Origin of the sequence: Pseudomonas sp. NFR02 (assembly GCF_900119375.1) — a bacterium.
Classification (GTDB): domain Bacteria; phylum Pseudomonadota; class Gammaproteobacteria; order Pseudomonadales; family Pseudomonadaceae; genus Aquipseudomonas; species Aquipseudomonas paracarnis.
The window spans coordinates 25,464-45,367 of the sequence record NZ_FPJJ01000003.1 but is presented as its reverse complement, the minus strand read 5'-3'; the positions used below and the strand labels follow the sequence as shown (position 1 = coordinate 45,367).

19 protein-coding genes and 2 pseudogenes are annotated in these 19,904 nt (G+C 61.8%); 12 read left to right on the top strand and 9 right to left on the bottom strand.

What is annotated here, in order from left to right:
* A complete protein-coding gene (locus tag BT199_RS10690) occupies positions 1–1,038 on the top strand; it encodes an AraC family transcriptional regulator (RefSeq protein ID WP_072434451.1) in 1,038 nt (345 codons plus the stop codon).
* Here BT199_RS10690 and BT199_RS10685 read toward each other — a convergent pair.
* The 4 genes from BT199_RS10685 to BT199_RS10670 form a co-directional block, all read right to left on the bottom strand.
* Entirely contained in the window at positions 1,025–1,906 is an 882-nt protein-coding gene (locus BT199_RS10685) for a LysR family transcriptional regulator (RefSeq protein WP_072434450.1), read from the bottom strand. The two genes, BT199_RS10690 and BT199_RS10685, sit on opposite strands and share 14 nt — an antisense overlap.
* A 197-nt stretch (positions 1,907–2,103) precedes the next feature.
* Positions 2,104–2,721, bottom strand: a complete 618-nt coding sequence (gene ycaC, locus BT199_RS10680) for an isochorismate family cysteine hydrolase YcaC (RefSeq protein ID WP_003191905.1) — start codon at positions 2,719–2,721, stop codon at positions 2,104–2,106.
* Positions 2,722–2,750: 29 nt separating this feature from the next.
* Positions 2,751–4,589, bottom strand: coding sequence for an amidohydrolase (locus tag BT199_RS10675; protein WP_034134486.1), 1,839 nt, complete (start codon positions 4,587–4,589; stop codon positions 2,751–2,753).
* On the bottom strand, positions 4,586–5,176 hold the full coding sequence (locus tag BT199_RS10670) for an antibiotic biosynthesis monooxygenase (RefSeq protein WP_014718156.1): 591 nt from the start codon (positions 5,174–5,176) through the stop codon (positions 4,586–4,588). Before BT199_RS10670 ends, BT199_RS10675 begins: the two co-directional genes overlap by 4 nt.
* A 178-nt stretch (positions 5,177–5,354) precedes the next feature.
* Here BT199_RS10670 and BT199_RS10665 point away from each other — a divergent pair, with 178 nt between their 5' ends.
* The 4 genes from BT199_RS10665 to argE are packed head-to-tail and all read left to right on the top strand — an operon-like array spanning position 5,355 to position 8,951.
* Complete coding sequence (locus BT199_RS10665; protein ID WP_161981182.1) at positions 5,355–6,686, top strand: flavin-containing monooxygenase; 1,332 nt, start codon at positions 5,355–5,357, stop codon at positions 6,684–6,686.
* A gap of 23 nt (positions 6,687–6,709) precedes the next feature.
* Positions 6,710–7,120, top strand: a complete 411-nt coding sequence (locus tag BT199_RS10660; RefSeq protein ID WP_014718154.1) for a RidA family protein — start codon at positions 6,710–6,712, stop codon at positions 7,118–7,120.
* An 11-nt stretch (positions 7,121–7,131) separates the two neighbouring features.
* Positions 7,132–7,809, top strand: a complete 678-nt coding sequence (locus tag BT199_RS10655; RefSeq protein ID WP_072434449.1) for a DUF1028 domain-containing protein — start codon at positions 7,132–7,134, stop codon at positions 7,807–7,809.
* A complete protein-coding gene (gene argE / locus BT199_RS10650) occupies positions 7,806–8,951 on the top strand; it encodes an acetylornithine deacetylase (protein WP_014718152.1) in 1,146 nt (381 codons plus the stop codon). The genes BT199_RS10655 and argE overlap by 4 nt, the downstream gene beginning before the upstream one ends.
* A 213-nt stretch (positions 8,952–9,164) precedes the next feature.
* Here argE and BT199_RS10645 read toward each other — a convergent pair whose 3' ends face one another.
* On the bottom strand, positions 9,165–10,076 hold the full coding sequence (locus BT199_RS10645) for a LysR substrate-binding domain-containing protein (RefSeq protein WP_014718151.1): 912 nt from the start codon (positions 10,074–10,076) through the stop codon (positions 9,165–9,167).
* Between the two features lie 250 nt (positions 10,077–10,326).
* Between BT199_RS10645 and BT199_RS10640 the strand changes: the two genes are divergently transcribed.
* The 4 genes and pseudogenes from BT199_RS10640 to BT199_RS10620 all read left to right on the top strand — a co-directional run bounded on the left by BT199_RS10640 (position 10,327) and on the right by BT199_RS10620 (position 13,779).
* The gene (locus BT199_RS10640; protein ID WP_072434448.1) at positions 10,327–11,742 is read left to right on the top strand and encodes a purine-cytosine permease family protein; all 1,416 of its coding nucleotides are present in this window, start codon (positions 10,327–10,329) and stop codon (positions 11,740–11,742) included.
* An 82-nt stretch (positions 11,743–11,824) separates the two neighbouring features.
* Positions 11,825–11,920 (top strand): annotated as a pseudogene (locus tag BT199_RS27435) (fructose-bisphosphate aldolase); the annotation flags it as partial.
* A gap of 639 nt (positions 11,921–12,559) precedes the next feature.
* Positions 12,560–13,051, top strand: a complete 492-nt coding sequence (locus BT199_RS10625) for a GNAT family N-acetyltransferase (RefSeq protein ID WP_014718149.1) — start codon at positions 12,560–12,562, stop codon at positions 13,049–13,051.
* Positions 13,052–13,380: 329 nt separating this feature from the next.
* Positions 13,381–13,779, top strand: a complete 399-nt coding sequence (locus tag BT199_RS10620) for a hypothetical protein (RefSeq protein ID WP_072434446.1) — start codon at positions 13,381–13,383, stop codon at positions 13,777–13,779.
* 121 nt (positions 13,780–13,900) lie between these two features.
* Here BT199_RS10620 and BT199_RS10615 read toward each other — a convergent pair.
* A pseudogene (locus BT199_RS10615) lies at positions 13,901–15,093 on the bottom strand (YgcG family protein).
* Between the two features lie 132 nt (positions 15,094–15,225).
* Here BT199_RS10615 and BT199_RS10610 point away from each other — a divergent pair.
* Together BT199_RS10610 and BT199_RS10605 are read left to right on the top strand one after the other, a co-directional pair.
* A complete protein-coding gene (locus BT199_RS10610; protein ID WP_072434445.1) occupies positions 15,226–16,041 on the top strand; it encodes an alpha/beta fold hydrolase in 816 nt (271 codons plus the stop codon).
* Complete coding sequence (locus BT199_RS10605; protein WP_014718145.1) at positions 16,031–17,167, top strand: PAS domain-containing sensor histidine kinase; 1,137 nt, start codon at positions 16,031–16,033, stop codon at positions 17,165–17,167. The genes BT199_RS10610 and BT199_RS10605 overlap by 11 nt, the downstream gene beginning before the upstream one ends.
* Here BT199_RS10605 and dapF read toward each other — a convergent pair.
* Positions 17,164–17,967, bottom strand: coding sequence for a diaminopimelate epimerase (gene dapF / locus BT199_RS10600; RefSeq protein WP_014718144.1), 804 nt, complete (start codon positions 17,965–17,967; stop codon positions 17,164–17,166). The genes BT199_RS10605 and dapF overlap by 4 nt on opposite strands.
* Before the next feature lie 156 nt (positions 17,968–18,123).
* Here dapF and BT199_RS10595 point away from each other — a divergent pair, with 156 nt between their 5' ends.
* Entirely contained in the window at positions 18,124–18,621 is a 498-nt protein-coding gene (locus tag BT199_RS10595) for a P-loop nucleotide/nucleoside kinase family protein (RefSeq protein WP_020301859.1), read from the top strand.
* 42 nt (positions 18,622–18,663) lie between these two features.
* Here BT199_RS10595 and BT199_RS10590 read toward each other — a convergent pair whose 3' ends face one another.
* Both BT199_RS10590 and BT199_RS10585 read right to left on the bottom strand, forming a co-directional pair.
* The gene (locus BT199_RS10590; RefSeq protein ID WP_032903525.1) at positions 18,664–19,074 is read right to left on the bottom strand and encodes an SRPBCC family protein; all 411 of its coding nucleotides are present in this window, start codon (positions 19,072–19,074) and stop codon (positions 18,664–18,666) included.
* Between the two features lie 25 nt (positions 19,075–19,099).
* On the bottom strand, positions 19,100–19,897 hold the full coding sequence (locus BT199_RS10585) for an SDR family NAD(P)-dependent oxidoreductase (protein WP_020301857.1): 798 nt from the start codon (positions 19,895–19,897) through the stop codon (positions 19,100–19,102).
* Between the last annotated feature and the right edge of the window lie 7 nt (positions 19,898–19,904).

Below are 19,904 nucleotides of genomic sequence, written 5' to 3'. Positions count from 1 at the left end.
ATGGCCGTGAAAACCAGCTGGTATGAAAACGACAGCCGCTTCATCCCCGGTCACTATCAACCCGCCACGTTGATCGACCTGGGCTTGTCCCGGGACATCGACAGCCATCGCCTGCTGCGGGGCACCGGCCTGTTCCACGAAGACATCCTGGCCGGCAACGCGCGGTTGAGCCCGCAACAGTTTCTGGGCTTGATCGGCAACAGCCGCAAACTACTGGACGCCGATGACAGCAGTTTCCTGTTTGGCCAACGCCTGCTGCCCGGCTACTACGGCGCCGCCAGCCATGCGCTGGGGCATGCACAGAACCTTCATCAGGCCCTGGACATCCTGATCCAGCAACAAGTGCTGCTCAGCCCGCTGGCCACGCTGCAACTGGAACTGGATGAGCACCACGCTTACCTGTATTGGTTGGACAGTTGCGGCGCCGGCGAACACTGGCGCTTTCTGCTCGAAGCCAGCATGACCTCGCTGGTTGCCATGAGCCAATGGCTCAGCGGCCAGCGCTTGCCATGGGTGTGCAGTTTCAACCATGCCGAACCTCGGTATGTCGAGCAATACTGGGTGCATCTGGGCGAGCACACGCGCTTCGAACGCCCGCTAGATATGATGTGCATCCCCCGTGAATACCTCACCCACAACTGGCCGGGCGCTTCGGCCACGGCGGGCCAGGTCGCGCGCCAGCAAGCCCTTGAACAAATCGAGCAACTGGGCTTTGCCACAAGTTTTCTGGACTGCCTCTATGCCTACCTGCGCGAACATGTGCGCCAACCACCCAGCCTGGAACAGGCCGCGCACATTTTCGCCATGAGCCCGGCCACGCTAAAGCGCAAGTTGCAACGGCACGACACCGGTTTTCAGCAACAGGTCGACCGGGTGCGCAAGCATGTGGCGTTGCACCTGTACCTGGCCAAGGGCTTGAGTAACGAGGAAGTCGCGGCGTACCTGAACTTCAACGATGCGGCGAATTTTCGGCGTTCGTTCAAGCGGTGGACGGGCAGCACGCCCAACCTGATCCGCCAACTGTTCAGCAGCCGCTAGCGAGGCGTTCGCGCAGGAACTCCACCAGCGCTTGCACCGGCCGTGAACTCTGTCGGTGCTGCGGGTACACCGCCGACAGGGTCAAGGCCTCTGGGGCGAAGTCTTCCAATACCTTGACCAAGCGACCGTCCTTCAAGGCGTCGCTGACAATGAACGTCGGTAGATAGGTAACGCCCAGACCGGCTATCGCGGTATCGCGCAGCAGGTCACCGTTATTGACGCGCATGCGCCCACTGACGCTCAAGGCTTGCACCTTGCCTTTGAAGCGCCATTGCACCTGGCGGCCGTGGCCGTAGGGCAGGCAGTCGTGCGTGGTTAAGTCCTCGGGTTTCAAAGGCGTACCCCGCAACGCCAGGTAGTCGGGGCTGGCGCAATACACCCGCTCGATAGCGGCGATCCGTCGGGCGATCAGCGTGGAATCTTCCAGGGTGCCGATGCGTAGCACCAGGTCGTAGCCTTCGCCGATCAAGTCCACCGGACGGTCGCTCAGGTCAACTTCAACGCAGACCTGCGGATGCTGACGCAGAAACAACGGCAACAGGCAACCCAGGTGCGCCATGGCGAACGACAAGGGTGCACTGAGGCGAATGGTGCCTCGGGGCTCGCTGTTCTGGCCAGCGATGCCCTGCTCCACTTGTTCCACCTCACCGAGCAGGCGCAAGGCCGACTCGTAGTAACTCTGGCCCAGCGGCGTGACGTCCAGGCGCCGTGTGGAGCGGTTAAGCAAGCGCACGCCCAGGCGGTCTTCCAGTTGGATCAGGCGGCGGCTGACGAATTGCTTGGACAAGCCCAATTGCTCGGCGGCGGCGGTGAAACTGCCGGATTCCATGACCTGGCAGAACAGGCGCATGTCTTCGAAGGGGTTCATTGTCGCTTCTCAGGGGACGATGGGCTGTTTTATAGCCTGTCAGTGGTCACACCACAAACCAAAATGTGAACACAATCAAATGTGGGAGCTGGCTTGCCTGCGATAGCGGTGTATCAGCCAGCAATGCTGTTGACTGATGCACCGCTATCGCAGGCAAGCCAGCTCCCACAGGGTTTTGCGGTGTTTTACCGACCAGGTTACTTGGCAGCGAACGCCGAGTAGCTGTTCATCAGGTTGCGGTAGTTGGGAATGCGCGGCGAGAGCAGGTTGGCCAGGCCTTCCATGTCGTTGCGCCAGTCCACTTGCAGCTCGCAAGCCACCGAGAACCAGTTGACCAGTTGTGCACCGGCGGCGGTCATACGCGCCCAGGCGGCTTGTTGCACGGTTTCGTTGAAGGTGCCGGAAGCGTCGGTGACCACGAAGACCTCAAAGCCTTCGTCAAGGGCACACAGGGTCGGGAACGCCACGCACACGTCGGTCACCACACCGGCAATGATGATTTGCTTGCGGCCGGTGGCCTTGACGGCCTTGACGAAATCTTCGTTGTCCCACGCGTTGATCTGGCCAGGGCGCGGAATGTACGGCGCGTCGGGGAACAGTTCTTTGAGCTCAGGCACCAATGGGCCGTTGGGGCCGCTTTCAAAGCTGGTGGTCAGGATGGTCGGCAGGTTGAAGAACTTCGCCACGTCGGCCAGGGCCAGCACGTTGTTCTTGAACTCGTTGGGGGAGAAATCCTGCACCAGGGAGATCAGGCCGGTCTGGTGATCAACCAACAAAACAACAGCATCGTCTTTGTTCAAGCGCTTGTAAGTCATGGGTAACTCCTTTAGGGATGGGGTGTTCTTCAAAAGGCAAAGCAGGAGCAGCCGAACGCACCCCAGAAACCCTGGAAGTCGCTGACCGGCACGCTGGAAAGGCGCGCTTTTTCATGGCTATGGGCATGCACGCCACAGGGGCCGCTGCACTGGTGAACCTGGGCCTGCATCGGCGACGTGGGGCGCCAGTGCCCCGGCACCTTGACCACCGGCGACCAGTCCGGCAGCACCGGTACCCGTGGCGGGGCGAAATCTTCGAAGTCGCCAGCGCCGTAAACGACCTTGCCGCCGACCACTGTCAGCACCGACTCGATCCACTTGATAGCTTCTTCCTCGACACTGAAAAAGTCCGCCGACAACGCGGCGACATCCGCCAATTGACCGACCTTGATCTGGCCTTTCTTGCCCTGCTCGGAGGAGAACCAGGCGCTGCCGTGGGTGAACAGCTCCAATGCGGTAAGGCGCGGCAAGCCCTCGGCGTGCAGCTCCAGGCCACCGACGGTACGGCCGCTGACCATCCAGTACAGCGAGGTCCAGGGGTTGTAGCTCGACACGCGGGTGGCATCGGTGCCCGCCCCTACCGGCACGCCTTCGGCCAGCATGCGCTTGATCGGCGGCGTGGCTTCGGCGGCCTTGGCGCCGTAGCGCTCGACGAAGTATTCGCCCTGGAACGCCATGCGATCCTGAATCGCAATACCGCCACCGAGGGCACGCACGCGTTCGATGTTTTTCGGGGTAATGGTTTCGGCGTGGTCGAAGAACCACGGCAAGCCATTGAACGGAATATCGCGGTTGACCTTCTCGAACACGTCGAGCATGCGCGAGATGGACTCGTCGTAAGTGGCGTGCAGACGGAACGGCCAGCGCTGTTCCACCAGGTGGCGTACCACCGGTTCCAGCTCCTGTTCCATGGTCAGCGGCAGGTCCGGGCGGGGTTCGAGGAAGTCTTCGAAATCCGCCGCCGAGAACACCAGCATCTCGCCGGCACCGTTGTGGCGCAGGTAGTCATCGCCCTGGTGCAGGGTGACGCTGCCGGTCCAGTTCTTGAAGTCGCTGAGTTCTTCCTTGGGCTTCTGGGTGAACAGGTTGTAGGCGATGCGCACCGTCAACTGTTGATCCTTGGCCAGTTGCTCGATCACCGCATAGTCATCGGGGTAGTTCTGGAAGCCGCCGCCGGCATCGATGGCGCTGGTCAGGCCCAGGCGATTGAGTTCACGCATGAACTGGCGGGTGGAGTTGACCTGATATTCCAAAGGCAGTTTCGGGCCTTTGGCCAAGGTCGAGTACAAGATCATCGCGTTGGGCCGCGCCACCAGCATGCCGGTGGGGTTGCCGTTGCTGTCGCGTACGATCTCACCGCCCGGCGGGTTCGGCGTGTCCTTGGTGTAGCCCGCCACCCGCAGGGCTGCGCGGTTGAGCAAGGCGCGGTCGTACAGGTGCAGCACGAACACCGGGGTGTCCGGGGCGGCCTGGTTGAGTTCTTCCAGGGTGGGCATGCGCTTTTCGGCGAACTGGAATTCGTTCCAACCGCCCACCACGCGTACCCATTGCGGCGTGGGCGTGCGGTCGGCCTGGTCTTTGAGCATGCGCAAGGCATCGGCCAGGGACGGCACGCCTTCCCAGCGCAGTTCAAGGTTGTAGTTCAACCCGCCACGAATCAGGTGCAAGTGCGAGTCGTTGAGGCCGGGAATTACGGTGCGGCCCTTGAGGTCGATGACCTGGGTGCCGCTGCCGCGCAGGGCCATGGCTTCGCCGTCGGTACCGACGGCGACAAAGCGCCCTTGGTGGATGGCCACGGCGGTGGCGCGTGGGTTTTCCCGGTCCACGGTGTGGAACTGGCCATTGAACAGAATCAGATCGGCGTTCATAGGGTTTCCTTTACAGAGGCTTCAAGCCAGGGAGCGAACAGGCGGGTGGCCGCCGGCATCAGCAGGTACACCACCAGCAACACGATGGTCAGGGTGACCAGGAAGGTGGAGACCACGTAGTTGGACAAAAACGGGTGCAACCGCAGGATTGGCCCCCAGATAAACGGCAGCAGCAGGGTTTGCGGCAGGATCACAAACAGGCTGACCACCGCCTGCTTCCAGCGCGGCGGCTTGGCACCGCCCTCGGCCTGGGGCGTGAACCAGAATTCATTGGCCGCGCCGATTTCCGTCTGGTCGCCATCCGCGAGCATGGGCGCGGCTTCGTCGATCAGGGCCTGGCGTTGCGGGGAGCCGAGCCACAGCTCAAGGGCGTTGGTGGAGCTATAGCGCAGCACGCAAGTGAACAGCGCCATGCCGTTTTGCTGGCTGCGCACCACGTCAACGCCAAGGTGCCCAGGGCGTTCGCCCGCGATGCGCACGATGCGGCGCAGCCAGGCTTCGTACTCGACTTCAAAGCCGGGTTTGACCCGGTGCTTGACGACCAGGGTGACGACTTCGTCGGGGCGGGTGTTGGCGGTTGATTCCATGGCTGGGTGTTTCCCCGGAGCATTGAGCGATGGGGAGAGTGTGGCCGGTTGGCAGGTGTGGGGAATTGCATGTATGTGCTGTCTGGCAGGCATTCGCCGGCTCTGCATCCGATATTTATGCTCACTTCCCAACTTAATAATATTTTATTAATACCCCCCCGCCGCCTAACTTGACGTCATGCCCGAGCTGAATCCAACTGCATTACGCAAGGATAGAGACATGACTGTAGCGATAACAAAAATAGACACGCTGGTGGTTGGCGCAGGTCAAGCTGGCGTGGCCATGAGCGAGCATTTGAGCAAGCAAGGCGTGCCGCACCTGGTGCTGGAACGCAGCCGTATTGCCGAGCGCTGGCGCACCGGCCGCTGGGACTCATTGGTCGCCAACGGCCCGGCCTGGCATGACCGCTTCCCCGGCCTGCATTTCGATGACGTCCCCGCCGATGGGTTCGCACCCAAAGAGCGCGTCGCCGATTACTTCGAAGCCTATGCCCGTAAATTCAACGCGCCGATCCGCACCGGCGTGGACGTCACCTCAGTGGTACGCAACGAGGGGCGCCCCGGCTTTACCGTGCACACCAGCGAAGGCGTGATCGAAGCCAACCGCGTGGTAGCCGCCACCGGGCCCTTTCAAAAGCCTGTGATTCCCGCTATCGCGCCTAAAGACACCGCGCTGCACCAGATCCACTCCGCCGACTATCGCAACCCTGGGCAACTGCCAGCCGGCGCTGTGCTGGTGGTGGGCGCCGGCTCGTCCGGGGTGCAAATTGCCGATGAATTGCAGCGTTCCGGTCGCCAGGTGTACCTGTCGGTCGGCGCCCATGACCGCCCTCCTCGCGCCTATCGCAACCGCGACTTCTGCTGGTGGTTGGGCGTATTGGGCGAGTGGGACCAGGCGGCGATGAAACCCGGCCGCGAGCACGTCACCATTGCCGTGAGTGGCGCCCACGGCGGCAAGACCATCGACTTTCGCGAGCTGGCCCAGCAAGGCATGACCCTGGTCGGCCTGACTCACGCCTTCGACGGCACGGTGGCAACGTTCCAACCCAACCTGGTGGAGAACCTGGCGCGCGGTGATGAAAACTACCTGGCCTTGCTGGATGCGGCCGACGCCTATATCGAGCGCAACGGCCTCGACCTGCCCCTGGAGCCCGAGGCACGTCGCGTGTTCCCCGACGCTGAATGCATCAAGCAGCCGATCCTGACACTGGACCTGGCGGAGGCTGGCATCACTTCGATCATCTGGGCCACCGGATTTGCCGTGGACTACAGCTGGTTGCAGGTAGACGCCTTCGACGCCGCTGGCAAGCCGCAACACCAGCGCGGTGTCTCCAGCGAAGCGGGCATCTACTTCCTTGGGTTGCCATGGCAATCGCGGCGTGGCTCGTCGTTTATCTGGGGCGTGTGGCACGACGCCAAATACGTGGCCGACCATATCGCCATCCAGCGTCAGTACCTTGAGTACCGCGAAGCCGCCCCGGTTGCCCGCCAGTCCCCTGTCAGCGCCTGATCATTTTTCCCAGGAGTTTTTTGATGCCTACTCACACTCGCATTCGCATGTTCAACACCAAAGAAACCTATCCCAACCAGAGCCTGGACAACGACCTATGCCAGGCCGTGCGCGCCGGCAACACCGTGTACGTACGCGGCCAGGTGGGCACTGATTTCGACGGCAACCTGGTCGGCCTCGGCGACCCACGGGCCCAGGCCGAGCAGGCGATGAAGAACGTCAAGCAACTGCTGGAAGAAGCCGGCAGCGACCTCAGCCATATCGTCAAAACCACCACCTATTTGATCGACCCACGCTATCGCGAGCCGGTGTACCAGGAAGTCGGTAAGTGGCTCAAGGGCGTGTTCCCGATTTCCACCGGGCTGGTGGTTTCGGCCCTGGGCCAGCCGCAGTGGCTGATGGAAATTGATGTGATCGCGGTTATCCCAGAGTAAGGAGGCTAGCCATGACCTTTTCTATCGTCGGCCGTTGTGCAGAGACCGGCCAACTGGGCATTGCCATCAGCTCATCGAGCATCGCCGTGGGCGCCCGCTGCCCGTGGCTGCGGCCCGGTGTGGGCGCCGTGTCGACCCAGAACATCACCTTGCCGGCCCTCGGCCTGGACGTCCTCGACGGGCTGGAACAGGGCCTGGCTCCCGCCGACGCCGTCGATAAAGCGCTCACCCGCAACGGCTACAGCCAGTACCGGCAACTGACGGCGATTGACCACCTGGGCCGCAGCGTGCATTTCAGCGGCAGTCAGACCCTGGGTACCCATCACGCGGTATCGGGCGAGCAATGCGTGGCGGCGGGCAATATGCTCGCCGCCCCTGAAGTGATCACCGCGATGGTCACGGCCTTCGAACAGGGCGAAGGCCAGCTCGCAGACCGTCTACTGGCCGCGATGCATGCCGCCATCGCCGCCGGTGGCGAAGCCGGCCCGGTGCACTCCGCCGCGCTGGTGGTGGTGGGCGAGTTGACTTGGCCGATTATCAACTTGCGCGTGGATTGGGCCGACGAGGCGCCGATTGGCGAATTGCAAAAACTCTGGGATGCCTACCGCCCACAGGTGCAGGACTATATCGATCGCGCCCTCGCCCCCGACCGCTCCCCCGGCTACGGTGTGGCCGGAGACGACCGATGAGCCGCAGCCGCGACCTGCTGGAAACCCTGGTGGGCTTCGACACCACCAGCCGCGAGTCCAACCTGCAATTGATCGAGTATGTGCGCGATTACCTGGCCGGGCTTGGCGTCACCAGCGAGCTGGTCTACAACGCGCAACGCAGCAAGGCCAACCTGTTTGCCAGCATCGGCCCGGTGGAACTACCAGGTATCGTGCTGTCGGGGCATACCGACGTGGTGCCGGTGGATGGGCAACCCTGGAGCCTGCCGCCGTTCACGCTGACCGAGCGCGACGGCAAGCTGTTCGGGCGCGGCACCGCCGACATGAAGGGGTATATCGCCTGCGTGCTGGCGTTGGTGCCAGCGCTGGTCAAGGCGCCATTGCGCCTGCCGGTGCACATCGCCCTGTCCTACGATGAGGAAGTCGGCTGCCTGGGCGTGCGCTCGCTGCTCGCCGTTCTTGAACAGCGTCCGGTCAAGCCGATGTTGTGCATCATCGGCGAGCCGACCGAGCTCAAGCCGGTGCTGGGCCACAAGGGGAAGTTGGCGATGCGCTGCGATGTTCAGGGTCAGGCGTGCCACTCGGCCTATGCGCCCTCGGGTGTGAATGCGATTGAACACGCCGCCGAGTTGATCGGTGAACTGGGGCGCATTGGCCAACGGCTACGCGCGCGTCAGGACCCACGTTTTGACCCGCCGTTCAGCACGGTACAGACCGGCATGATCAACGGCGGCAAGGCCTTGAATATCGTGCCGGCCGACTGCCGCTTTGACTTTGAGGTGCGCGCCCTGCCCTCCATGGACCCGGGCGAAGTAGCTGAAGAGCTGCAGGCCTACGCGCGGCAGCAGGTGTTGCCGCGCATGCAGGCGGTCAGCAAGCAGAGTTCGATTCGGTTCACCGAGTTGTCGGCCTACCCAGGGCTGGTCACGGATGAGCGCAGCCAGGCGGCGCAATTGATTGCGACGTTTTGCGACTCGCAGGCATTCGGCACCGTAGCGTTTGGTACCGAGGGCGGGCTGTTCGATGCGGTGGGTATTCCCACCGTGGTATGCGGGCCAGGCAGCATGGACCAAGGGCATAAGCCCGATGAGTTTGTGAGCCTGGAGCAGCTCGATGGCTGCGATGCGATGTTGCAGCGGTTGCTAGGCTTTATCAGCACCTGAAGACATCGCACCACCTATGTGGGAGGGGCCAGCCCCAATGCCGATCAGTTAAGCGCAAATCCCTGTGGGAGCGGGCTTGCCCGCGAAGGCGGTGTGTCAATCACTGCATCGGTTACTGCACGACCGCTTTCGCAGGCAAGCCAGCTCCCACCTTTGATCTTCGTTGCGTTGAGCACTGTGTTCGCTTAACTGATCGGCATTGGGGTTTGGTGTTCAGCCCAGTAGTCGCGCCAACTCTTCGCGGCAGTAGTCGACAAACAACTGCACCGGTTTGGTCAAGGGTGCGCGGCGTAGCCAGACGGCGGACAACCCCGACCCCGTGACCGTTTCCACCAAGGGAATGCACACCACTTTCTGCCCATCATAGGTGTACTCGCTGAACGGTTTGGTCACCAGGATCGAGAACCCGAACCCCCGCCCCACCATGCCCCGCACCATTTCGATGGAGGGCGAGCTGAATACGATATTCGGGGTCAGCCCGCGTTCTTCGAAGATGCTCACGAAGTAGGTACGGCTGGGCAACACGTCCAGCAAAATCATCGGCTCCAGCACCAGGTCGGCCAGGGACACCTTGGCCTGTTGGGCAAAGCGGTGGTCGGCCGGCAGCAACGCATAGGGCTGTTGCGGCGGCATCAGCGGCGTGGTCTCGATGGTGCTGCCCAGGTCGTGCTCAAACAGCATCGCCACGTCGATACTGCCCGCCGTCAGCGCCTGCACCAGCTCCTGCTGCTCGCCATCGCGGATGCGGATCTCCACGCCCGGCCAGCGCGCCTTGAAACCGGCGATCAAGCGTGGCAAGTACAACGGTGCCACGGTTTCAAAACAACCGATGTCAATCTGCCCGGCCACCACATCGTTATCGGCCAGGGCGTTCTGCTCGAACTCATGGGCTACCCGCAACAGCTCCAACGCCTTGCGATAAAAGCGCGCTCCGCTGGGCGTGAGGGAAACGCCCTGAGCGTGATGGCGGATAAACAGTTGCACGCCAAAGCTGTCTTCCAGTTGCTTGATCGCCGTGGAAACCGACGGCTGGGCGATATACAGCTTGCGCGACGCCTCGGCAACGCTGCCGCATTCGGCCGTGGTCACAAAATATCTGAGCTGACGCAGGTTATAGGCTGCCATCGGCACCTCCCTAAACGTGGTTTTTTGCCCCAAACAAGTGCGCAGAAACACCGGTTTTTCAAGCCATTGACGTGCATGCAACATACCGGAGCAAAAAACCTCACGAGATACTTTTTTTAAGGTCTATAGCAACAAACTTACTAATTTACCTGCCTGCGCCCATTGCAGATGATCACTCCAACAACAAAGCGGTGCCCATGCGCCGCACAGCGAAGTACGCCCACGTACTCACCTTGCCTTGGAGCTCGTCATGGTTACCACTGCAACATCCTCCGCCCCGCTCATCGAAAAACACACGATTGGATACGTGCCCCCGGAAGATCGCCATGGAAAGGTAAGAGACCTGTTCACCCTGTGGTTCGGCGGCAACATCGCGCCGTTGCCGATCGTCACTGGCGCACTGGGTGTGCAACTGTTCCACCTCAACCTGGTGTGGGGCATTGTCGCCATCCTTGTCGGCCATTTGGTCGGCGGTGTGTTGATGGCATTGCACTCGGCCCAGGGCCCGCAAATGGGTATCCCGCAGATGATCCAGAGTCGTGCACAGTTCGGCTCCCTCGGCGCATTGCTGGTGGTGGTGATTGCCGGGGTGATGTACATCGGCTTCTTCGCCTCCAACATCGTGCTGGCCGGTAAATCCCTGCATGGTGTGGTGGACGCCGTGCCTGTACCGGTGGGCATCGTTATCGGCGCCATCGGTTCCGGGATCATCGGCGTCATCGGCTATCGCTTCATCCACGTACTCAACCGCATCGGCACCTGGGTACTGGGCGCCGGCATCGTGCTGGGCTTTGGCTACATCTTCACCCATGTACAGACCACGGATTTCCTCACCCGTGGCAGCTTCAACATCTCGGGTTGGCTGGCCACCGTTTCCCTGGCCGCGCTGTGGCAGATCGCCTTTGCGCCCTACGTGTCGGACTACTCCCGCTACCTGCCCGCCGACGTGCCGGTAGCCGCCACCTTCTGGACCACCTACCTGGGCTCGGCGCTGGGGTCGAGCCTGGCGTTCATCTTCGGCGCCGTGGCAGTGCTCGCCACGCCGGTAGGCATGGACACCATGGACGCCGTCAAACTCGCCACCGGAGCGATTGGGCCGTTGATGCTGGTGCTGTTCCTGCTCAGCGTGATCAGCCATAACGCCCTCAACCTGTACGGCGCGGTGCTGTCGATCATCACTCTGGTACAGACCTTCGCCTACCGCTGGATCCCGACCGCGAAAAGCCGTGCGGTGATCTCCATCATCGTGCTGGCCGCCTGTTCGATTGCGGCGGTGTTTGCCTCCCAAGACTTCATCGGCCACTTCGTCGACATGGTGCTGGTGCTGCTGGTGGTGCTGGTGCCCTGGACGGCGATCAACCTGATCGACTTCTATGCCATTCACAAAGGCCAATACGACATCGCCTCGATCTTCCGCGTGGATGGCGGCATCTACGGCAAGTACAACCCCCAGGCGCTGCTGGCCTATGCGGTGGGGATCGTGGTGCAGATTCCGTTCATGAACACGCCGCTGTACGTGGGGCCGATTTCGCAGCACATCAACGGCGCGGACTTGTCGTGGGTGGTGGGGTTGGTGGTGACGTCGCCGTTGTACTTCTGGTTGGCGAGTCGGGACAGTGCGTATAAGCGCCGGATGGACAGTGGGAAGTTGGTGAGTGGGGTTTGATACATCCTGTCGGTATGGCGGCTGTGCGTCGGAGACCTTCGGGTCTGCCGGGGGTGATTCTTCCTGGTCTGCGAACCCGCGCACAGTTGCCAATACCGCCCGGATCATGGTCCAGGATGTGGCGGATGTGTTTACGGTGATTGAAAAACATGGCCTTGATTCGCCTGCTGTGCAGTAAGTTGTGAGAAAACCCGCCTCGGCGGGTTTTCTGGTTTTTGCGAAACTCAATCCTACCCGCTCCTACCCAGGCGGTAACCACGATGCGAAGCGAGCCGCTCTTGATCTGCTTTTGATCTTGCTTTTGATCTCAGGCGCCCCGTTAAACCACGCTGGCCGGAATTCGACAGGGATTTGGGGGGGTAAACCGGCAGGGATGCCGGTTTAGCCGCCCCGCGCCATGGATGGCGCGTGGCGGCGGCCCCCCAAATCACTGGCGGATTACGGGCACACCGAGCCCAAGCGAGGTGCCGAGTGGTGGGGCGAGGACCTTTTGGTTACTTTTGGGTCCTTCCAAAAGTGACCCGCTGTAAAAGCGGAACCCTAAGTGGCCGTTACCGCAGGAATGGATATGTACGCAATCAACTGTGTCGCCTGCCAGGCCGCCTTCGCAGGCAAGCCAGCTCCCACATTTGGATCGCGTAGGGTCAGATAGATAGGTGTCGGCCTTCAGGCCGTCATCGCAGGCAAGCCCCACAGTTTGATTGCGCAGCACCAAAGTTGAACCTCACGCTTCACCCGTCAGGGCCGGCCTTGCGGTGCCAAAGGTGCAACGTTTCTCTATGATGTGGCCTTTCACTGAAAATCTCTGGAACGGCCCATGCCCACCCTCACCCTGCGCAACGCCCTGCCCACCGACGCAGCACGCTGCTTTGAAATCGAAACCAGCGCCTACGAGGGCGACGAAGCCGCCACGCTTGAAAAGATCACCACGCGTATCGCGCAGTATCCCGAGGGCTTTTTGATCCTGGAGGAAGATGGCGCAGTGGTGGGCTTCATCAACTCAGGGTGCGCCCATGAAGTGGTAATGTCGGACGAGGCCTTCAAGGAGTTGGTGGGCCATGTGGCCGAGGCACCGAATGTGGTGATCATGTCGGTGGTGGTTGACCCGGCCCATCAAGGCAAGGGCTATGCGAAACGGCTGATGACTGAGTTCGTGCAACGCATGCAGGCAATGGGCAAGCGCACCCTCCACCTGATGTGCAAGGCGCAGCATGTGCCGTTGTACCGAGCAATGGGCTACACCTACGTGCGCCCTTCGCCGTCGGATCATGGGGGTATGGCGTGGCATGAGATGGTGAAGACGCTTTAATGCAAGCCGTTGCACGAGTGATTGCAAAAGTGTTTCCAAGCGTGAGGCAACCAAAAGACCTGCAACGACCGAATGTGTTTCGGTGAGTGAAAAGCTGGCACTGCGCTGCGCTATCTGACAGCCAGCCTGACTTTTCGGAGCGTGGGCCGGACTGCGCCTATAGCCTTTTGACTCACTCGAAAACCAACACCTGATGCGGTTTCACGTTGTTACATCCAGCCAAAACAGACCTCGTTGAGCGCCTGCCCCAGGCGCTGTAGCCTGCGAAACGCCCTGTCAGGGCCACCCTCTGACAGGGTTAATTTCCAAGCAATCAGAGAGGTGCAATCATGTCTTCAATCAATGGCTCCGCCCCATTCGTACCCGCGTACCAGCCCGCTGCCAAACACCCTATCGATAACGATGTACCGAGGAAAAACTCTCTGGACAAACAGGCTGGAGAAGATGCCGAAGTGTCCAATGGCAAGGGCGGCTGGAAAAACATTGGCAATGCGACGCGCGACCACGCCAACCGCACTCGGCTGGATCGCAACTTCTTGCCTTCAGACAAAAAGACCGTCGATGACGCCCAGGTCAATACCAGGGCTGGATATCACGGCACCGGCACCCTGCCCGCCTTCCCAACTTGGGATGACAAGGCCTTAAACGACTCCGCGTCCAATGCCCAGCGTGAACCGATCGACTTCGAAATAAAACCTGACGGCAACGGCGGTTGGACCAAGGCGTGACAACTCCACTGTCTAAGCCGCTTTAGCACTCAGGGCTTTGCCGAACAACCAGTACCCAGGGGCTTCACCCTCAAAGGTACAGTTCAGCGGTTGTTCCACTATGGGACAGCCGCCGAGTCATCTACCAACTGCCGGAAGCCCCCCCGCCACCGCTGGAACCGCCACCGCCCGACGAACTGCTGCTGGTGCTGGAGCCGCTGGAACCTGAGCTGGACCCGCCGCCGGAGCCAGAACCTTCGCCGACCTTGCAAAGATAATCAGCGCAACAAACGATGCGATAGGAAATGCCAGCAACCAGGCGTCGCGATCGCCGTCCATCACCTGCCCCGCCACCCCATACACGGCCACCGCCGCCAGCAGTCGTACGCTAAAACCTGCGCGGCTGGTGCGCCAGGTCTGCCTCATGAGCAGCACCAGCACCAGGTACAACCCCAGCACCACCAAGACGCCCAGGGGCCACAGCAACCAGTGGGTGAAACTGACGTCTACGTAATGGTTTGCCACCACCAACCCGAGGATATAACCCAGCAGCCCGATCACGCCGTAAAACAGCGTGCGCACCTGCCACAACGCGCCGAATAGCGCGCCGCCAATCAACAAGGTCAGCGGCATTGCAACGAGGAACATCGGCCAGTCCCGACCACCGGCCAATACCGTCAGCAACAGCGTGGCCGCAACTGCGATGATCAAAGCTCTGCGCCAGTGCAACTTGCCAGCGGCGATCAGTGTACCGGCGAGCGCCCCCAGGACAAACGCCGCCAATATCGCGAAAAATTGCGGGTTGATCCCCGGCCCGGCCACTTCAGGCAGGTCGCCGCCGTCCACCAGGACCACCAGCGCGCTCACGCCTTGCTGGATGCCACCGGCAAAATCGCCCTGACGAAACGCTGGAGTGAGACGTTCTTCAATGATGCGATGGGCCAGCAGGTCAGTGACGATGCCTTCCAGGCCATAACCCACCTCGATGCGCACTGTGCGGTCGGCTTTGGCCACCACCAGCAGGATGCCGTCGTTGACGTCCTTGCGCCCCAGCTTCCAGGCGCGGAACAGTTGGTTGGCATAGTCTTCGATGCCGCTGCTGCCGGTGGTCGGCACCAGCAATACGGCCACTTGCGCGCCTTTGCGTTGTTCAAGGTCGGCGAGTTGTTGCTTGAGGCGCAGCACGGTGCCCGAGTCGAGGGTATTGGTCAGGTCAATAACCCGCTGATCAAGGGCAACCCCAATCGGCGAGGTGTCCGCATGAGCGGCGATGAACAGGCTGGAAAACACCAGGGCCAGTAGGCTGAACACCGATTGCCGCACAAGCACGATCATGTATGGTTACCTGAAGTCTCTCCCTGAAGACGCCGACTTTACCTTATCTGCACGCAAACGCGTGACCCAGGGCCTGCGACTATCTAAACTGCCCGCTAAGCTGCATAGCAATTAGCCATCCACGAGAACCCCATGGACCTACGTCACCGCAACAATGTACATGTGATGGGCAAAGGTCCCTCGACACTGGTGTTTTCCCACGGCTTTGGTTGCAACCAGGCCATGTGGAATGCCTTGGCACCGCACTTTCTCGAGCGCTTTCGCGTGGTGCTGTATGACCTGGTCGGCGCCGGCCTGTCGGACTTGAGTGCGTTCGACAAAACCAAATACAGCCGCCTGGATGGCTATGCCCATGACCTGAACGAGATTATCGACGCCTATGCCCAAGGCCCGGTGATTCTGGTGGGCCACTCGGTCAGCGCGATGATCGGCACCCTCGCCGACCGTTTCCTCCCGGGCCGCATTGCCGCACACGTGATGATTGGCCCATCGCCACGCTATATCGATACCGAGGAATATGTCGGCGGTTTCCAGCGCGACGACATCGACGACCTGCTCGACACCCTCGACAGCAACTACCTGGGCTGGTCCAGCGCCATGGCCCCGGTGATCATGGGCGCCCCGACGCAGCCGCACCTGAGCGAGGCGCTCACCGAGAGCTTCTGCCGCACCGAGCCGGACATCGCCAAGCAGTTCGCCCGCGTGACCTTCCTCTCGGATAACCGCCAGGATGTGTTCGGCCTGACCACCCCGGTACTCATCCTGCAATCGACCGACGACCTGATCGCCCCCGTGGCCGTGGGTGAATACCTGCACGCCGTACTACCTAACAGCACTTATTGCCTGGTCGAGAATGTCGGCCATTGCCCGCATATGAGCGCCCCCCAGGCGTGTGCAACGGCGATGGACCGGTTCCTGGCCCCTTGGGCGGCTGCCGATGCCCGTTGACCCGCTGTTTGACAGCGCGGCGTGTGCCCTGGCGGTGACCCAGGAAGATGGCACGATCCTGCACGTCAACCCGCGCTTGTGCGACTGGCTGGGCTTTACTGCGGCCCAGCTGCTGGGCCGGCGTTTCCAGGACCTGCTGGCCATGGGCGGGCGGATTTTTTACCAGACGCACCTGGCGCCGATGCTGCGTATGCATGGCAGCGTCACCGAGGTGAAGCTCGACATCCGTCATTGCAACGGGCACAAAGTCACGGTCTTGCTCAACGCCAACCGGCGCCAGCAGCCCGACGGCGTGGTGTATGACTTGGCGCTGTTCGGCACCACCGACCGTGACAAGTACGAGCGTGAGCTGCTCAATGCCCACAAGCAGGCTGAAGCCCTGCTGCAGGAAAAAACTGCTACGGAACTGGCCCTGCAACAGGCCCAGGCCGAACTGAGCGAGGCCTACGCCATTGCCCAGCGCCGGGCGTTGTTTGCCGAACAGATGGTGGCGATTGTTAGCCACGACCTGAAAAACCCTCTGACTGCGATCCGCATGGCCTCCGACTTTCTCCAGCGTGGCGAGCGCACGGCCAAGGAGCGCCAGTTGTTGGGGCACATCGGCCAGTCGTCCGAACGCGCCCACCGCATGATCGCCGACCTGCTGGACTTCACCCAGGCCCGGGTCGGCCAGGGCATTACCATCAAGCCGCAACCGCTGGACCTGCACAGCGTTATTCATCGCAGCGTCGACGAACTGCGGGTGGCCTTCCCCAAGGCCACGCTGGTGCATCACGCCGAGGGCCAGGGCGACGCGTGCCTGGACGCCGACCGCGTGCAACAGATGATCGGTAACCTGGTGGCCAACAGCGTGGCCTATGGCGACTTGCTGCAGCCGATCACCATTACCTCGCGCCTGGGCGATAACACCTGCGCGGTCGCGGTGCACAACCACGGCCCGGCAATTCCCCAAACCCTGCTGGCCGGATTGTTCGAACCCATGACCCGCGGCACCGACCAGGGCAGCGACGTGCGCAGCGTAGGCCTGGGCCTGTATATCGTGCGCGAACTGGCCAGAGTACATGGCGGCGACGTGGCGGTGAGTTCATGTGCGAGCGCCGGCACCACGTTTACCGTGAAGTTCTAGTACAGGTACGCGGTGCCCTGCATGATCGGCTCGACCCGGCCGGTCAATATCACCCCGCCCCGCCCGTCCCATTGCACCGTGACCGCGCCGCCGTCGCACTGGACCTCCACACGCTCATCGAGCAGCCCTCGCCGGATGCCGTTGACGACCGCCGCGCAACAGCATGAACCGGACCCCAGCGGCACACCTCCGCCACGCTCCCAGATACGCAGGCGGATATGGCCGCGGTCCAGCACTTGCACGAAATGCACATTGGTCCTGGCCGGAAACAGCGGGTGAACTTCCAGGGTCGAGCCCATGGCTTCAATATCGAGCGCCGTCACATCCTCCACAAAAAACGTGCAATGCGGGTTGCCCATGCTGCACGCCGCCGGCTGGCCGTCGATAGGCAACACGCAGGTGTCCATCGCCCTGGCCAAGGGTACCGACGCCCAGTCCAGCGAGGGTGGGCCCATATCCACCGACACGCGCTGCCCATCAGCACGTGTGCATGTCAGCAAGCCACGGTCGCTGCCCAGCACGATGCTTTGGGTGCCAGCCTCATGCATCAGGCGATCCGCCACGCCACGCGTCGCGCTGCCGCAGGTTTGCAAGCGTGTTCCGTCCGGGTTCCAGAACTGAACGCGCGCAGCAGCCTCCTCACAGTCGAGCACCACCGCCAGCTGATTGAAACCGATGCCGGTGCGGCGGTTACCCAAGTGGCGGGCAATCTGCGCAGTAATAGGGTTATCCTCGCCACGGCGGTCAATGATAATGAAGTCGTCGCCGTGGGCGTGCATCTTCACGAACGGCAGGGTCATGGGCGCTCCTGTGGGTGAAATGAGTCAAGCGGTTCTAATACCATTGTAGGAGCGAGGTTGCTCGCGAAAAACTCACAGGCGCCGCGTTTATTCAGGGAGTGCGCGTTATGGTTGGCGTTTTTCGCGAGCAGCGCGCCTACAAAGGGTTGAAGGGTCATGCTTATTGTATTCAGCGGCTTGCCCGGCAGTGGCAAGACCACGATTGCCAGGGAGCTGGCGCGACAGTTGGGCGCGGTTTACCTGCGTATCGATGTGATTGAGCAGGCGCTGCGGGAGGCTGCGGTGTTGGTAGGCGATGTGGGGGCCAGCGGCTACGCGGTGGCGAATGCGCTGGCGCTGAGTAACCTGCGCCTGGGGCAGCGGGTGATCGCCGATTGTGTGAACCCCGTGAAGGAAAGCCGCGATGCCTGGCAAGCGGTGGCGACAGCGGCCGGTGTGGCGCTGAGCAATATCGAGGTGGTGTGTACCGATCAGCAGGCGCATCGGCGTCGAGTCGAAGGGCGTGTGGGCGATATTCCCGGGCTGGTGCCGCCGACCTGGGAATCGGTGCAGGCGCATAAGTACGAACGCTGGGAAACCCCACCGTTCAGGCTGGATACGGCGCAGATGACGCCGGCAGAGGCTGTCGCGGCAGCCTTGCTCCATATAGGCTAAAACCCACCTGTGGCGAGGGAGCTTGCTCCCTCACCACATTCTTTAGAAGTTACCGCGCAACGCCTCAAGCCCGCCTTCGTAGACACCGGCAAACAATGCCTCGACTTGCGCCTCGGTGGTACCCGCTGCCGGCGTGAACACGCCGGACCAGGTCACTTTCGCCGAGGTGTCCGTCAGCGCTTCAACCTGCAAGGTCGCCAAGTAAGCACTCACCGGAAACGGCGACGCTTCAATGGTGTAGCTGTAGGTGCGCGCCACGTTGTCGAAGGTCTGCAAACGCTCGACAATCGCGCCGCCGTCAGCGGTGGTCAGGTGACGCACACGGCCACCCTCGCTCGGCTCGCTCTTGGCAATCAAAGGCAGCCAGTCAGGCAGGCTGTTGAAGCCGCCAATCAGTTGCCAGACCTGGTCGGCCGACACCGCAATTTCAATCACAGAAGACGCTGTTGCCACGATCAATACTCCAGTCAGGAAAAAATCAGATTGCCATGCTGTCGACAACGCCACCGTCGACCCGCAGCGCGGCACCGGTCGTCGCCGAAGACAGCGGTGAAGCAATGTACGCCACCAGGTTCGCCACTTCATCCACATTGGCCGCGCGCTGGATGATCGAGGTGGGCCGCGCATGGCGCACAAATACATCCGCTTCCTCTCGGGCACTGCGCCCGGATTCGGCCGTGGCGTCCTTGAGCATGTGTTCCAGGCCATCGGTAAAGGTCGGCCCCGGCAAGATAGCATTCACCGTCACCCCAGTACCCGCCAGGCGCTTGGCCAGGCCGTGGGACACCGCCAGGTTGGCGCTTTTGGTCACCCCGTAGTTGATCATGTCGGCCGGCGTCGCCACGCCAGACTCCGACGACACGAAGATCACCCGGCCCCAGCCCTGCTCGACCATACCCGGCACATAATGCCGCGCCAGGCGCACGCCGGAGATCACATTGACCTCATAGAAGCGCGCCCACTCACTGTCCGGCGCGTCGAAGAAATCCACCGCGTCGAAGATGCCCAGGTTGTTGACCAGAATGTCGGCGCGGGGTTCGGCGGCGAAAAGTTTCTGTGCGCCTTCAACGGTGCCGAGGTCGGCCACCACACCACGCAGTTGAGCAGCCGGAACCGCTTGGCGAATGCTGGCCAAGGCGTCGTCCACCTTGCCTGCATCCCGCCCGATCACCACCACCGTGGCACCGGATTGCGCCAGGGCCTGGCTGATACCCAGGCCAATCCCGGCGGTGCTGCCGCTGACAATAGCCACTTTGCCACTTACATCAATTTTCATGCTCAAG